At 67.6% G+C, this 14,567-nt stretch carries 13 protein-coding genes and 2 pseudogenes; 7 read left to right on the top strand and 8 right to left on the bottom strand.

Annotated elements, in window-relative coordinates:
• Nucleotides 1-122: 122 nt before the first annotated feature.
• Together ACWDA7_RS42415 and ACWDA7_RS42410 are read right to left on the bottom strand one after the other, a co-directional pair.
• A complete protein-coding gene (locus ACWDA7_RS42415) occupies nt 123-425 on the bottom strand; it encodes a hypothetical protein (RefSeq protein WP_450612133.1) in 303 nt (100 codons plus the stop codon).
• Nucleotides 426-2,193: 1,768 nt separating this feature from the next.
• Nucleotides 2,194-2,415, bottom strand: a complete 222-nt coding sequence (locus tag ACWDA7_RS42410) for a GntR family transcriptional regulator (protein WP_432936574.1) — start codon at nt 2,413-2,415, stop codon at nt 2,194-2,196.
• A gap of 129 nt (nt 2,416-2,544) precedes the next feature.
• On the opposite strand from ACWDA7_RS42410, the gene ACWDA7_RS42405 reads away from it, so the two are divergent.
• The gene (locus ACWDA7_RS42405) at nt 2,545-2,889 is read left to right on the top strand and encodes a hypothetical protein (protein ID WP_450612131.1); all 345 of its coding nucleotides are present in this window, start codon (nt 2,545-2,547) and stop codon (nt 2,887-2,889) included.
• Nucleotides 2,890-3,318: 429 nt separating this feature from the next.
• On the opposite strand, the gene ACWDA7_RS42400 is transcribed toward ACWDA7_RS42405, so the two are convergent.
• Complete coding sequence (locus ACWDA7_RS42400) at nt 3,319-4,182, bottom strand: MurR/RpiR family transcriptional regulator (protein WP_450612129.1); 864 nt, start codon at nt 4,180-4,182, stop codon at nt 3,319-3,321.
• A 765-nt stretch (nt 4,183-4,947) separates the two neighbouring features.
• Between ACWDA7_RS42400 and ACWDA7_RS42395 the strand changes: the two genes are divergently transcribed.
• Both ACWDA7_RS42395 and ACWDA7_RS42390 read left to right on the top strand, forming a co-directional pair.
• Entirely contained in the window at nt 4,948-6,729 is a 1,782-nt protein-coding gene (locus tag ACWDA7_RS42395) for a serine hydrolase (protein WP_450612128.1), read from the top strand.
• Between the two features lie 100 nt (nt 6,730-6,829).
• Nucleotides 6,830-7,189 (top strand): annotated as a pseudogene (locus tag ACWDA7_RS42390) (transposase family protein); the annotation flags it as partial.
• Between the two features lie 365 nt (nt 7,190-7,554).
• On the opposite strand, the gene ACWDA7_RS42385 reads toward ACWDA7_RS42390, so the two are convergent.
• From ACWDA7_RS42385 to ACWDA7_RS42370, 4 genes are all read right to left on the bottom strand, one after another.
• Nucleotides 7,555-7,731, bottom strand: coding sequence for a hypothetical protein (locus ACWDA7_RS42385; protein ID WP_445527141.1), 177 nt, complete (start codon nt 7,729-7,731; stop codon nt 7,555-7,557).
• A gap of 444 nt (nt 7,732-8,175) precedes the next feature.
• Nucleotides 8,176-8,475 carry a hypothetical protein gene (locus ACWDA7_RS42380; protein ID WP_450612126.1) on the bottom strand — a complete coding sequence of 100 codons (300 nt, stop codon included), beginning with the start codon at nt 8,473-8,475 and terminating at the stop codon, nt 8,176-8,178.
• 40 nt (nt 8,476-8,515) lie between these two features.
• Complete coding sequence (locus tag ACWDA7_RS42375; RefSeq protein ID WP_450612124.1) at nt 8,516-9,856, bottom strand: hypothetical protein; 1,341 nt, start codon at nt 9,854-9,856, stop codon at nt 8,516-8,518.
• 289 nt (nt 9,857-10,145) lie between these two features.
• Nucleotides 10,146-10,787, bottom strand: a complete 642-nt coding sequence (locus ACWDA7_RS42370) for a CGNR zinc finger domain-containing protein (RefSeq protein WP_450612123.1) — start codon at nt 10,785-10,787, stop codon at nt 10,146-10,148.
• Nucleotides 10,788-10,905: 118 nt separating this feature from the next.
• On the opposite strand from ACWDA7_RS42370, the gene ACWDA7_RS42365 reads away from it, so the two are divergent.
• From ACWDA7_RS42365 to ACWDA7_RS42350, 4 genes and pseudogenes are all read left to right on the top strand, one after another.
• Nucleotides 10,906-11,838, top strand: coding sequence for a ketopantoate reductase family protein (locus ACWDA7_RS42365; RefSeq protein WP_450612121.1), 933 nt, complete (start codon nt 10,906-10,908; stop codon nt 11,836-11,838).
• A gap of 235 nt (nt 11,839-12,073) precedes the next feature.
• Nucleotides 12,074-13,158, top strand: a pseudogene (locus tag ACWDA7_RS42360) (integrase core domain-containing protein).
• Between the two features lie 292 nt (nt 13,159-13,450).
• A complete protein-coding gene (locus ACWDA7_RS42355) occupies nt 13,451-13,786 on the top strand; it encodes a MarR family winged helix-turn-helix transcriptional regulator (RefSeq protein ID WP_450612119.1) in 336 nt (111 codons plus the stop codon).
• Between the two features lie 101 nt (nt 13,787-13,887).
• Nucleotides 13,888-14,073 carry a hypothetical protein gene (locus ACWDA7_RS42350; RefSeq protein ID WP_450612117.1) on the top strand — a complete coding sequence of 62 codons (186 nt, stop codon included), beginning with the start codon at nt 13,888-13,890 and terminating at the stop codon, nt 14,071-14,073.
• A gap of 92 nt (nt 14,074-14,165) precedes the next feature.
• On the opposite strand, the gene ACWDA7_RS42345 is transcribed toward ACWDA7_RS42350, so the two are convergent.
• A complete protein-coding gene (locus ACWDA7_RS42345) occupies nt 14,166-14,360 on the bottom strand; it encodes a hypothetical protein (protein WP_450612115.1) in 195 nt (64 codons plus the stop codon).
• Between the last annotated feature and the right edge of the window lie 207 nt (nt 14,361-14,567).

The following is a 14,567-nucleotide window of genomic DNA, read 5'->3' as shown; positions in this document are numbered from 1 at the left end:
GGCCACAGACTCCTGCGCACGCGCATCCTCGGTGGTGCCATCAACGAGTATCGGTATGCCGCTTGACCTGCGGCGATGACTTTCCGAGCCTCACAGGGAAGGTCACCGCCGCCTTCGACGCCCTACTGGCCGACGCCGGCCTGAAGGTCGTCACCACCGCCATCCACATACCGCGGATGAACTCCCTCACGGATCACTGGATACAGACCTGTAGGCACGAGCTCTTGGACCGCACCTTGATCTGGAACCAAAGCCACCTCCTCCATGCGCCCGGTGAGTTCGAGAACTTTTACAACAGGCAGCGACCACACCGAGCCCGCGGTCAAGCCGCTCCGCTCCGGCCACTCCCCCGCCCGATCAACGAACCAGCACAGATCAGACATCTGGAAATCCGTCGACGAGACCGGTTCGGCAGAACCGTTCACGAGTACCAACAAGCCGCGTGACCAGACCGGATGCTTATCGGCACGTGCAGAGCCCGCCACGCAGTCAGCAGGCGGATCACCCGGACCGGCCAGCACCCCCGGCGCGTCAGCGCCGAAGCGCGGAGGCCCGCCCGACGCGCAACCCAAACGCCCGGGCCGATCCCCGATGCCGCCGCGCCGACGACGCCCGCCCCCGCCTTCTCTCTTCATACATCATTCGGGCAGGGAGCAGCGGCAGCAGAAGGGATGTCAGCTCCCCGACCATGACCAATTCGCCGCCTGACCTGCAGTATTCGAGGACCTACCAGCGGCCGAGGTCAGCAGATGGTGCAACAGAGTCCGCGCCAGTCAACGCATGAGTTGGCGCCACAGATCCCAAGCGACCTCTACCAAAACTACGCCGCCGACCCGTCGGGCCGGAACTGCGACGTCACTCTTTCGGGTGCGCGCAGATACTGCGAGGGTGGCAGCACCCTCGCAGCACTCAAGCATGACCATGATGAAGCGCGCAGCCGGCCGGGCCGAGCATGCCTCCCGCCCGTCTTGCACACCAGGGAACAGGCAGCGCCCCTTCACCTCCCTTGTGAACGGAGGTGACCGCACCCGCGGCCTCCGGCCCCAGCCGGCCCGACTCGGCGACACCTCACGCCTGTCGACGCGGCCGACGGAGGGCTGGCTGAGGGCGGCGGTGCTGCCGCGCGAGGAAGCACGTGCGGCGCCGACGCCGACGCAGCTCACCCCCCGCCCGCGACCAGACCGTCAGCCACACCCCCGCCAACGGTGGCGCCCCCCAACTCTGCGCACTGGACTGCCGTGGCTGGGTTCGTGGCCGGGTCCCACCAAGCGGATCCGGCCCGCTCCACAAGCAGATACGCACCCGCCGCTGCGCAGCGGAAGAAACGAATGTCCGCGCGGACGGCTGCGCAATAGATCCAGAGCCTGCGCAATCGGCCATGTGCAGGCGATTGCGCAGACAGGCGAGCGGACATCGGCTTGGGATGCGCAGTCCAGAGATCGTGCGCAATCAGCTCCATGACTGACGCCGCTGCGCAGCGCAGAGCCCGCATCGTGCACTGCTCTCCCGGTGGGCACATAAGCACGCTCACCGCCACCCACTTGCCACACCCCCACCGGCCGCTGCGGCGATCAGTCGCTCCCGCGGCCTGGTTGGGGCAGTGGTCGGGCCGACCGCGGCTCTTGTGTCCCCATCGTGACCGTGGTCGGGCTCGCATGGTCGGCAGCGGACGAAGTTGTTCAGGGACAATGCGGCCTGCCTGGCCCTGCGAGCCCACTCGAACGCGAACGTATCGAGTTCCGCGCCGGTCATACGAACCTCGTACAGGGAGTGCAGGGCGGCCGCTGTATGGCTCGCCGTCGCGGCCGCCCTTCCTGGCGGACCTGGTGGTCTTGCGCGGGGACCCGCTGACCGACATCGGCTTTCTGGCGCGCCCCGAGAACATCGGCTATGTCGTCCAGGACGGAACCGTGGTGACCGACAACGGTCTCTGAGCAGCCGCCGACCGCGTCCTGAGGTCCGGCAGTGGCGAGCCCTCGCTCAGCATGTCGGCGGCGGCGCACCGCGCTGTTGCCGCCTCGGCGCACGATCTGGCGCGGCGGCACGGAAGCGGGGCCGTCGGCACCAAGATGGGGGTGGCATGCCAGTTGGAGGCCCGCAACAGCAGGGGCAGTGGCCGCCGAGATTACGAGTCGGCACTGAGTGAAGTGGGGCAACTGCCGTCGGCGCGCTCTCCTGCGCGTCGCGCGGCAGTCAGCGCACGAAGCTGCCCTGCCCGAGCAGGGTGTAGAGACGCCCCTCTGTACGCAAGGCAGCCACCGCCTTTTGCACGGTCGAGGCTGCTACGTCGAGCTCAGTAGCGAGGGTCACGACAGCGGGAAATCGCTCACCCTTCGGGTACACGCCGGCATCGATCCGCCTGCGCAGTTCATCAGCTACCTGCGGCCATACGGGCTTGCTCCGGTCAAGATCCATGCTGTGAGCGTGCGCGAATCTTCGCCTTCACGCGACCGCGAATACGCGTATGCGCGTATAGTCGAAGGCGAGACCCCCGATGCAGGGCTACGGCACGGGGGGCCAAGCCGACAGGGAGGAGTCGACCCAGTGAGCGGGATTACCGGGCTGCGTAGGTTGCCGTGGACGTCCTTGGAGGGGAAACGCGAGTACGCACAGCCAGGAGGAATCCTGGCCGCCGTCGCTGACTCATGCGAAGAGAGCATGGTGAAGGCAGCGAGAGAAGACTTCCGGCGCGCACAGGCTATCGCTGATGACGAGTGCTCCTGCCGTGCGGAGTTACGCGAAGCAATCCGCTTCCTATCACGTGCCACCGAGGACGCGATCATGGTCGCCGAGCTCCGCGGGGAACGCCTTCCGCCCGAGGAGCCGATGACAAACAGCGCAAGCAGCGCGATCGGCGAAACCCTATTGAGCCGCTTCGAGGATGCGTGAACAGCAGCGACAGATGCGGTCGATGATCCGGTCGACGGTTGGCCCACGTGAACGGCTTGCCACTGTTCCGCTGAGGACGCCTGAGGCGTCCTGGGGCATCGCACCGCACATCAAGTCGACACCGAGAAAAGGCCCACTCTGCGAGGCCCTGGACCCCACGAACGGCTACGAACACACAACAAGGACTGCGACCGTGAGGTCGAGGCCCTCGCTTCCGTATCGTTATAGCGAGTGTCCGAGGGGCGAGTTGACCGCTAACGGAACGGTCGTGGTCGCGCAAGGACAACTCTGGTAGACAGGGCCCGCCCGACGCCCCGGATCGGAGGCCGACAAGCCGTGGCGGGCCTCATCAACGAGTTCCACCAAGCAGGTGATCAACTGGCATTGCAGCAAGTCAGAAGCCGTGCAGACATTTTGAAGCGGTACGGGTCAACGGTCGTCGCGCAGGGTGCGGGCGGCGGCGTGGGTGCGTTCCAGCGCGGCCACGCTGCGGTCGTAGTCCGAGCGCGCAACTCCGACGAACAGATAGTCCACGATAGTGAGTTGAGCGATCCGGCTGGCCATCGCGCCGGAGCGGAAACGGGTCTCGCGCACGGCGGTACGCAGCGTCGCGTCGGCCTGCGCCTCCAGCGGCGTCATCGCGGCGTTGGTCACCGCGACCGTGTAGGCACCGCTCTCGCGTGCGGCGCGCAGGAACGCCACCGTTTCCCGGGTACGCCCGCTGTGCGAGAAGCCGATCGCGACCCCCTGCGGCCCGAGCAGGGAGGCCGGCACCAGTGCTTCGTGCGCGTCGGTGAAGGACAGCGCGTCGATGTCGATCCGCAGCAGCTTCTGTACAAGGTCGCGGGCGCTGGAGTTGCTGGCCGCGATGCCGAAAGTCAGGACGCGGCGGGCGGCGGCGACCCGCTGGACGATCCGCTCCAGCAGGGCGAGGTCGACGCTGTCGGCGGTCTGCTGGATGCCGACGATCTCGGCGGTGCTGATCTTGGCGATCGCGTCGGCGAGGCTGTCGGTGGGGGTAATGTCCGAGCCGTACCCTGCCGCCGCGCCGAACCGGGCGGTCTCGTTGGCGAGTTCGGCGGCCATCTGGATGCGCAGTGGGGCGTAGCCAGTGAAGCCGATCCTGCGGCAGAAGCGCACCACGCTGGTCTCCGAGGTCTGACAGGTGCGAGCCAACTCGGTGATGGTTTGATCGAGCACGATCCGGGGCTGTGCCAGCACGGCGTCCGCCACCCGGCGCAACGAAGGCGGATACTCGTCCACCTGGGACTGAATGCTCGTCCGGATGCTCACGACGGCAACCTATCAATGGGCCCCGGATAGGTCAATTCTTTTCATCTCCCGTGCCGCGCAGGTAAATTACCGACTCATCACCGTGGGGCATCGGAGGTGAACCATGCTGGCGACTACTGTCCGGGCGCAGGACGCACCGACTGGGCCCACGGGGCCCGCCCCGCTCGGCACGGCCGCTGTCTACCTGGGCAACGCCCGCTGTCAGGACCGGAGTTCGGGGTGCCCGGCGCAGCGGACAGAGAGCCTTGCCGTACCTGGTCCGGCCGAGCGGACGGCCCGGCCGCCCGCCTGGTGCTCGACCTCACGCCGGATCTCGCGCCCGGCTTCGGATCCGACGACGGCTGCCCGGACCGGCACACCGAGTCGGCCGAGGCACCCACCCCGTGGCACCCGGTACTGCCGGCCGCCACCACCGCCGCCTGCCGCTCGGCTGAGCAGCCGGGGGGGGCGGCGTCTGGCTGCACCCGGGGTACCCCGACGTCGCCGCCGCGTTCGATTTGCCGGAGTCGCTCGCTGCCGGAGCCACGGTGCTGGTGCCCGACACGAAACAGTACGACGACCGGCTCGACCGACTGCCGGACAGCGGCGCCGACTTCCGACCCGCCCGCGAACCGTACCTGCTCTACCAGTGATCTGCCGGGCCTGGCCGCCGCGCGGTACAGCCCGCGCACCGGACCGCCGATGTCGTGACACACCGACGTCGGCCACCCGTCCAGCCGATCCGACACGCTGAATCACCTCCGCCAATCGAAGGGAATTCCACTGATGCTCTCTCGCAGAGCCGTCCTCGCCGCCGTGCCGCTGACTGTGACCGCAGCGCTGGTTCCGGCCACCCGAGCGGCCGCCGCACCCCGCAACGGGCTCCCGGGAGCGCCGTTCGCCGGGCGGTTCGACCAGTCCCAGCACGGGTTCGCCCCGGAGTGGACCGTGTTGCGCGACGGCACCCCCGAGGAAGTCGGACTCGACCCGGCCGCGATCAGGACGGCGCTGGACGAGGTCGCCGCCTACACCGTGCCGAACCCCACTACCGGGCACCCGCTCTATTCCGGGCAGGTCACGCTGCTGGCCCACGACGGCGTCGTGGTGGGCGAGAACGCCGCCGGCTACGCGATGCGGTACGCCGACCAGCAGGGCACCCTGTTGCCGGACGACCAGTGCATCGAGATGCGCACCGATACCATCTTCGACCTGGCCTCGCTGTCCAAGCTGTTCACCTCGATCGTAGCCATGCAGCAGATCCAGAGCGGACGCCTGGACCTGAACGGCACGGTGGTCAGCTACCTGCCGGAGTACGGGAGCCACGGCAAGGGCGACATCACGATCGAGATGCTGCTCGCCCACGTCTCCGGGCTGCCTGCCGACCCGAGCCCCGCACTGTGGACCTACCCGGACCTGCCGTCGCGCGTCCAGGCCGTCCTGGACACCGTGCCGCAGTACGAGGCCGGCTCCACCTACCTCTACTCCGACCTCAACATGCTCTCGCTTCAACTGGTGCTGGAGCGGGTCACCGGCCGGACGCTCGACGTCCTGGTGCGCGAGGGCATCACCGCGCCGCTGCGGATGCGCGACACGATGTACAATCCGCCGGCCTCCCTCAAGCCGCGGATCACCGCCGAAGAGTACGAGATCGGGCCGGGCGAGCCGCAGCGCGGGCTGATCTGGGGCCAGGTGCACGACGAGAACGCCTGGGCGATGAACGGAGTCGCCGGCCACGCCGGCGTGTTCTCCACCGTACGTGACATGGCGGTGCTCGCACAGTGCCTGCTCAACGGCGGCATCTACGCCGGCCACCGCATCCTCAGCGAGGAGTCGGTGACCGGGATGATGACCAATTACAACCAGAAGTTCCCCGGCGACTCGCACGGCCTCGGTTTCGAGCTGGACCAGCGCTGGTACATGGGCCGCATCGACAGCACGGCGACCATGGGCCACACCGGGTTCACCGGGACCACCATCGTCATCGACCCCCTGTCACGCTCCATCGCCCTGCAGTTCAGCAACCGAGTCCACCCGACCCGCAACTGGGGCTCCACCAACCCAGCCCGGCGCGACGCCGCCGATGGCCTGGCCAACGCGATGGCGGTCCGGGCACCGGGCGGCGGACGCAGTTGGTATTCCGGCATACCGAACGCCAGCACCGCGACCCTGACCACCACCGTCACGCCGCGCGCCGGGGCGCTCCAGGTGACCTGGACCGGCTTCGTGGACACCGAACCGAACTACGACCTGCTCACCCTGCAGTCCAGCACCGACTGCGGCAGCACATGGCAGACCGTCCCGGTCACCGCCATCGGCGACGGCGCGCCGTCCGGCGCGGTCTCCTCGCTGTCCGGCGGCAGCCGCGCCTGGTGGCAGGTGACCGCCCAACTACCCGCCACTGCCGGCCCGGTGACCCTGCGCTGGCACTACGCGACCGACAACCTGTACACCGGCCGCGGGGTCAACGTGGCGCACGTGCAGGTGCACGACGGCGCCGGGCTGCTGCTCGACGGCGAGCGCGCGCCGCGTGCCTTCACCGCGGACGGCTTCGCCCTCACCAGTCGCTGACCTCAAACCACTGACGTGACGTCTGTTTTATTCAAGCAACGGCCGGGTCGCTCCCTGAGGGGCGGGCCGGCCGGTTATTGGTCCGAGAGCTGGGTCCAGTCGGCCTGGGCGCATGCATGACGCCACAGCCGCCCGCAACGAAGGCATCGCCATCTGTTTCCAGCACTTCCCCGAAGTGGAGGTCCTCCTGGACGACGGCTACCTCGGCCTGAGCCGCGACCACTCCGGCCAGGCCATCACCCCGCCGAGAAAGCCGCGATCCGGGGCACTGCCTGGTCGGGTCGCGCAGTGGGAACGTGACCGTCACGGGCACTCGTCCGACCGCATCACGGTCGAACACGCCCTGGCTGACCACAAACGCTGGAAGCAACTGGCCCGCTGGACCCACCGACGCGACCGCCTGCCCGACACCTACCGCGCCATCGCCGGCCTCGTCTCCGACCGCACCGTCACCGCCTGAAAACAGGCCACGACCAGGCCAGACACACCTCACCCGCTATCACGCACCAACTCGTTAGCCACCCCAGTTTGAGCAGATCCTGGCCCTCCCCGCGAGCACCGCTTTAGGAGCGAGGTTGGGCCATCACTGGCTCGACCAGCGGTTTCCTACCTTGCATCGAGTCGGGCGGCACGTACCCCTGCCCACCCTGATTCCCCGTGAGTTCCCGCCCGATCTGGGACGGATGTGGCACGATCGCTCTTCGTCCCGAAGCATTTCAGGTGCGGGGTTGAGCAGGCCAACTACGGTGCTGACCTGCTGGAACGGTTCGCGACTGTCCGTCTGTGTACGGCGTGGTTCGTGGTCGTTGTCACGCAGTTGGACACTCACCTGGCTCCGCCTCCGTCGTTGTGGCTCTGGCGGTCGATGGCTGCAGCCAGTGCGAGGATCGCTTGGACTTGGGCAGCGGCGACGGCGAGTGCTTCAGAGCGCTGGAAGGTCTTGGGGTGGAGTTCGTCCAGTATCTCCTGGGCTTTGTTCGCGTGAGTTTCGTAGTCCGCCATGGTTTCCCGTCGTGGTAGTGATCCGCACTGTAGTGAACAACGCCACGGCTGCCATCTGATCGGGACGCGAGGGCACGGCGCCTTGGACCTGGGTCCTCATCCTTATCAGGTCGATCACAGGGGTCTGCCCACATCGACCGCCCGTCGCCGAGGCTTGGTCGATCGTCCACTGAGGTCCGGCGCGGACCGCTGCTGTTCGTGCTTGTTGGTGTCAGCCGCTGGTGTCGGCCGCCGCACATGGTCTTGACAAGGGCTGTCCCGCCTTTGGCCAACGGCAGCGCCTCCAGGTGACACCCTGGCTTGCTGGACTGCTACCCGCCCCCACTCCGCGGCGAGCCGAAGGGGGCCAAGCGTTCCACTCTCGCCGGACACATCAGCACGCCCGCTGGCCGCTGCCCTCACGCGCGCAACGCCACCGGCCATTTGCCAGCCAGCATCGCGTGATCAAACCGGACAGAGTTGTTGAACGACACCGCCCTGTCCCCGAGCCTGAAGCACCAGACCGAGCATGACGAGCCCCAGAGCAATGGTGAAAAGAACCATCGCCAATGGCCCAGCCCACGGATCCTCGGTCGCGGTGGGTTTGAGACCGAGCGCCAGCAACATCGCGCCTGCTGTCAAGCCCATCAGGTCGTGGTGGGCGTCCATCCATCTCGTGACTTCCGAAAGGTTGACCAGGTTTGATCGTGACAGGGTGCTGGCGGGGAGCGTCATTCCAAGTGCGCGGTATTCGGGCCTGTCCATGAGTCGTCGCACCCATAGCCGGCGTCGACGAAGCGGCCTTCTACCGCTCTGCCCGGAGGCGTCGTTTCTCCTCCCGTTGGGCGGCCACGTCGGGGATGACGGCGATGGCCTCGGTGAGGCGGCCCTGCCGGATCAGCAGTTCGGCCAGGTCGGTCGCGGCCCGTTCGCCGGGCAACGGGCGTAGGAGGGCGATGGCCTCCTCGACGCGGCCGTCCTGGGCAAGCAGCCAGGCGATGGTCAGCTCGCGGTCCTCGACCCTGTCGGCCGGCAACGCCTGGATCTCCGCGATTGCCTCCCTGGCACGTCCCGACTCTCCCATCAGCCACCACCGGTTGGACCGGAGCCAGAACTCCCCGTTCTCCGCCAGGAATTCGGGGCTGCGCCCTTCCGTGAGTCCAAGGGCCCTGTCGTGTAGGCCCCGGTCGGCGAGCACGATCAGGGTCGCCTGGAGAAGGTTCCCGTCGTAGAGGTCGTCGAACGTGTGCTCCACCGCCTCGATCGCGTCGTCTACCCGGCCCTGACGGATGAGCAGTCCCATCAGTGTGCTCTCGTGCCAGCCCGGATGCTTGGCGGCGATGAGGTCGCGCAGGTACGCCTCCGCTTCCCCGGCTCGGCCCAGGTTCTCCAGGGCCGTCACGTACGGGTGTACGGCGGCGTACCTCTGGGTGTCGGCAAGGGCGTGAAGTTCCTCGACCCGACCGTGTCGGGCCAGCAGCTCGGCATAGAACTTGACGTTGTTCTGCGGCCCGTACCGGCGTGCGGCCATGTCCGCACCGAGCAGTCGGATTGCCTGGTCCGCCCGGCCGGACCGCTCCAAGACCCGGGCCTGTGCAGGCAGGACACCCCACAGGTCGTCGCACTGCTTCGGGTCGTGCCGGAACTGCTCGGCGATCGGGGCCAGCAGCTCCAACACCCGCTCGTCGCATCCCTGGCCCTCGGTCATCTCCACCAGGGTCCCCAGCACGCGCCCGCCGCGCAGGTGCGGGCCGAGTACACCGATCGCGTCGTCCACCCGCCCGGCCCGGACCAGCGCCTCGGCGTAGTCCCGCCACGCGTCGACCGCGTTCTCCTGCGGCCTCTTGGGGTGCGCCAGCTCCAGCGCCTGGTCGACGCGGCCCCACCGCAACAGGACGTCGGCGCCCGCACGCACCGCCGGCTGCCAACCGGTAGCCGCGAACGGCTCCACCACCGTCCAGGCCCGTCCGAACTCCCCCACCGCACACAACCCCCGCACCGCACCCGCAGCGCAGAACCAGTCCTCACGCTCCCGTGCCGCCTCCACCAGGGCCTCCAGGCCGCCGCGTTCGAGGATCTCGTCCACGATCCGCGGCAGGACGCCACCGAGGTTGCTCAACTGCCACTGAAGATCATCCACATTCACGGGGGCACCCTAGGGCCAGCCGCCGACACACCCGCGACGCGGCTTGCCGGTTGGCCCGCCGAGCCTGGGAGTACCAGCAAGCAGCCTGACGACAGGCAGACAAACGGCCTGATCAGCAGCCCGAACCAGGGTTTTCACGCGGGACAAGTTCCTGCAGATCCAGGCCCTTGGATCGATCAGCACCTTCACACACTGCACCCAACGCTTCGCCCGCCTCGAGTTGGACGTCCCGGCCATCGCCTGACGCCGGGAGTCATCGGCGCACCGTATGTTCAAGTCTGAGTCCTGATCAAGCGCTGGGCCCCTCGGGCCCGCTCGGGGCACCTGAGTTTCGGCGCCGATGGCGAGCCGCTTTGGCACTGTTGCCGCATCGTTGCATCGAGCACCAGCGCCGCGGCCTTCCGCGTCCGGTGTCGAGGTAGATCATCCGACAGGCCTCCGAGTCACATTCGCGTAGACACAAGCAGCGAGCCGGATCACCGACGAGGGCGATCAGGTCGCGGGAGATCAGGCTCTGGAGAGTTTCGGCAGACAGGTGCGCACGTCGCTCGTCCACGTGCAGTCCTGACGCGCTCAGGCTCAGCCGAGGCACCGGAGGCTCCGCCTGCGCTCGCCGGTTGACGAGTTCGACCGAGCCCGGCTGCGGTCGCCGGCCATGCAGGACTGCCGTGGTGATGTCGTACGCAGCAGCCCGGAGAGCGTGCAGCGACTCGATGGTCTGCGGCGTGGCGTCCTCACCGCGCAGCAGCAGTCCGACCCCGGCGCACCAGCTGCGCAGCCGCTCCACACCGTCAAGGCGTTCGACCGGTGAGACCGGCCGACGGCCGAGGGTCGCGATGAAATTGAGCGACAAAGAGCCCGCATCGAACCGCAGTTCACGAATCCGAGCTGTCACCCGCGTACCCGGTGTTTGACCGGCGCTGTCCTTCATGGAGACTCATAGTAACCTGTGAGGTGGTTACTAAGCGCGGGACCTCGGGGAAGGACCTCTCCGCCGACCCGTCCGCGGTACAGCACCACTCGACCGATCAGTGGCGAAAGGCAGACACATGCGCATCGCAGTTGTGGGTGCGGGAGGCGTGGGCGGCTATTTCGGCGCCCGTCTCGCAGCCGCAGGCAACGACGTCACGTTCGTTGCACGGGGACGGCACCTGACGGCGATCCGCGAACGCGGCCTGCTGGTACGGAGCCCGCTGGGAGACCTCCAAGTTCCCTCGGACGCAGTGGTGCCGACCATCGCCGACCTGAATTCGGTCGAATTGGTCATCGTAGCCGTCAAGTTGTGGGACACCGAAGACGTCGCCGCACAACTCGCCCACGTCGTCGGGCCCGACACCCGAGTACTCTCCCTGCAGAACGGCGTCCACAAGGACGAGGCCCTGCGTAAGGTGCTGCCTAAGGAATCGGTCGTCGGAGGCGCGTGCTACATCTCCGCGGCCATCCAGGAGCCGGGGATCGTCGTGCACAACGGGACCATGCAGAAACTCGTGTTCGGTGAGTATGTGGGCCATGCCTCCCACTGGCTCCAGGAGTTTCTGCGCCACTGCCAGGAGGCCGGGATCGACGCCGAGATCAGCGACGACATCCAGCGGCTGATCTGGGAGAAATTCGTATTCCTGGTCGGGTTGTCCGGAGCGACCTCAGTCACGCGCCAGCCCATCGGAGTGATCCGCGGAATCCCCCACTCCCGGGCGCTGCTCCACGACCTGATGTCGGAGGCTGTGGCGGTCGGCCGGGCCGCAGGGGTGCACCTCGACGCCGGGTACGCCGAGGACCGGCTCGCCTTCTGCGACACCCTGCCCGCGACCATGTCTTCATCGATGCACCACGACCTGACCCAGGGCAACAGGCTCGAACTGTCCTGGCTGAGCGGCGGCGTGGCCGACCTCGGCGAGCATTTCGACGTGAGCACCCCCCGTAACCGGACGGTCGCCGACGCGCTTGCTCCCTACGAGTCCGGAACACCCACCGCTACGCCGTGAACGCCGGGTCCACACTTATCCGGTACGGGAGCTGGGAAGGTCGGACCACGGAGGTCGGCGGATCTGCTCCCGATGGCTCCCCGGCCAGAGCGAGTCAGCGACCGAACCGGCCGACGACCGAGGGACGGCAATGCGGCACTGCCTGCCTGTCCCGCTCGGAAACACGATTCAGGACGTGACCTGCACGCTCCTCCTCCAGGAGCAGGGCCCGCACGACATCTGGGACGATCCTGCAATGATGCTGTCGATCGTCACTGCGCTGGCCAGGAACCTGGTCGCAGTGCCCGCCACCTTGCTCCGCAGCCGAGTGGCCAAGGACGCGGAGGTGTTGGCACTTCGGCATCAGAATGCGGTGTTGCGCCGTCAAGTCGCGCGGGTCCGGTACGAGCCGGCCGACCGGATCTGGCTGGCCGCGCTGTCACGGTTGATCCCCCGCGCACGATGGCGGGAAGCCTTCGCGGTCACTCCGACCACGCTACTGCGCTGGCACCGAGAATTCATCAAGCGCAGATGGACGTTCGCCCAGCACCGCCGCCCCGGTCGGCCCTCCACCGCTTCGACCGTCAAGCAGCTCATCCTGCGCCTGGCCCGCGAGAACAGCAGCTGGGGTCACCGCCGGATACAGGGCGAACTCGCCCACCTCGGCTATTCGATCGCCCCGTCCACAGTCTGGGAGATTCTGCACGCTGCTGGTATCGACCCTGCCCCGCAGCGATCCGGCCCGACCTGGCGCCAGTTCCTCTCCGCTCAGGCGCACGGCATCATCGCCGCCGACTTCCTGCATCTCGACACCGTGTCCCTCAAGCACCTGTATGCCCTGATCTTCATCGAGCACGACACCCGACGCGCTCACCTTGCCGGCGTCACCGCCCATCCCACCGCCGAGTGGACCGCGCAGCAGGCGAGGAATCTCACCATGACGTTGGGGCGCCGGATGGACTCACTACGCTTCCTACTCCGGGATCGGACTCGAAGTACACCCGCTCCTTCGACGCCGTCTTCGAGGCAGACGACGTGGAGGTCCTGCTCAGCCCACCCCGGGCGCCGAGAGCGAACGCGATCTGCGAGAGGGTCGTTGGCACCCTGCGCCGCGAGATTCTCGACCTGATCCTCATCTACAACGAGACTCACGCATGCGCCGTACTCACCGCCTACATCAGGCACTACAACCAGCACCGCCCCCATCAATCCCGGCAGCAACTACCCCCAGACAGCACCGAACCGGCCGTCCCGGCCACCGTCACCGACCTCCAAGCCCATCGCATCCGGCGACAACCCGTTCTCGGCGGCCTGATAAACGAATACCGTCACGCTGCCTGACCGCGCCGCATCGCCGCAGTTCACAGGACCGAATCGTATTTTCGAGCGGCACACCCATGGGAGATGCGACAACTTGGTGACGGGCGGGCGCCCAAGGACCATGGAAGGGGAGATCAACCGTGAGTGACGACAATAGCCGCGCATCCACACCCAGCGACCCGGCGAGGCCCCGCTGCCCCTGGAGGACCACTTCTGCTTCACGCTGTACGCGGCCTCACGGACCGTGACCAACGCCTACCGGCCTCTGCTCGAGGAGCTGGGATTGACCTAACCCCAGTACCTGGTGATGGTCGTGCTCTGGCAGCGTGGCACCGCCTCCGTCAAAGATCTGGTGGCCGTCCTGCAGTTGGACTACGGCACCGTGACACCGCTGATCAAACGCCTCGAGACGAACGGCCTGCTCAAACGACAGCGGCGAGCGGACGACGAACGGGTGGTGGAAGTGGCCCTGACCCCCAGGGGAACCGCACTGAGCCACCACATCCGCGCCGTCCCCCTCGCCATCGGAGACGCCGTAGGCCTGACCCCCGAGGAGTTCAGCACCGCGCAGGACCTGCTGCGTCGGCTGACGGCCAACGTCATCCACCAGGCCACCGGTAGCGAGCCCACGGAGGTATCTCGTTCATAGGGGGCGCCGGTAGGTCTGTGCTGCTGCAGCGGAGTTGAGTTGAGCCTTCCTCGCCGTCCATCGCAGGTCGGGCCAGGGGTAGCAGTCACGCCGGATAGGGCGTGAACGCCTCCCCGTGCCGCGACCGGACCACGGTAAAACTGGCGTCTGCCGAGCGGGGCGACGCGCAGCGTCTTGACTCGCTCGGCGACTGCGACGACCGAGGCGTGCGTGCCGCCGAGCGGCAGGCTGGCGTACTGGCGGACCAGTTCGCCCATGCGCTGCAGGTCTTCGGCATCAGGCCATAGTGCCGCGCGCCAGGCCGCCAGGTCGTCAAGGAATACGGCTTCAGCCGTAGAACCGCCGAATCGCTCGACCAGGTGGGAGGCCGGCCGAGCGCCTAGCCATCCGCCGGTGTGGTGGCCCGTTCGACCGCCTGGCAGTGGGGGCACAGGAGCTTGGCGCCGCGCCCGTACTGGCAGGTGAGCCCCTGGCAGCGGGCACGCGGGCCGATCTGCGCCGGTGTGCAGCCCAGCAAGAGCGCGGCGGATACGCGGTCCGTCGTCGGGTCGATGCGTCTGGGCACCTCGTCCATGTATCCGAATGTACGTCGCTATCGGACGAATCCACCCGATCGCCGCCTGACAGGCTCACCGACAACGGCCGCCTACCCAACAGCTCGCGCACCCAAAGCCCGTTTCAGCGATCTAGGGCGTGTTCTGAGTCGTGATCATGTGGTGGGGCGGAGGCTGCGCAGCCAGATGATCGCGCCGCGCAACTGGAGCCCCGCCGTGTAGCTGTC

Source organism: Streptomyces sp. NPDC001156, assembly GCF_053598275.1.
The sequence above is the reverse complement of the archived record's forward strand: the minus strand, read 5'-3'. Positions and strand labels throughout refer to the sequence as shown.

Coding starts and splice junctions, on each gene's coding strand:
- ACWDA7_RS42385 (WP_445527141.1), bottom strand. CDS start 7,731: ATGGCGGACTACGAAACTCACGCGAACAAAGCCCAGGAGATACTGGAC.
- ACWDA7_RS42365 (WP_450612121.1), top strand. CDS start 10,906: ATGCGCATCGCAGTTGTGGGTGCGGGAGGCGTGGGCGGCTATTTCGGC.
- ACWDA7_RS42395 (WP_450612128.1), top strand. CDS start 4,948: ATGCTCTCTCGCAGAGCCGTCCTCGCCGCCGTGCCGCTGACTGTGACC.
- ACWDA7_RS42380 (WP_450612126.1), bottom strand. CDS start 8,475: ATGGACAGGCCCGAATACCGCGCACTTGGAATGACGCTCCCCGCCAGC.
- ACWDA7_RS42345 (WP_450612115.1), bottom strand. CDS start 14,360: ATGGACGAGGTGCCCAGACGCATCGACCCGACGACGGACCGCGTATCC.
- ACWDA7_RS42410 (WP_432936574.1), bottom strand. CDS start 2,415: ATGGATCTTGACCGGAGCAAGCCCGTATGGCCGCAGGTAGCTGATGAA.
- ACWDA7_RS42370 (WP_450612123.1), bottom strand. CDS start 10,787: ATGAAGGACAGCGCCGGTCAAACACCGGGTACGCGGGTGACAGCTCGG.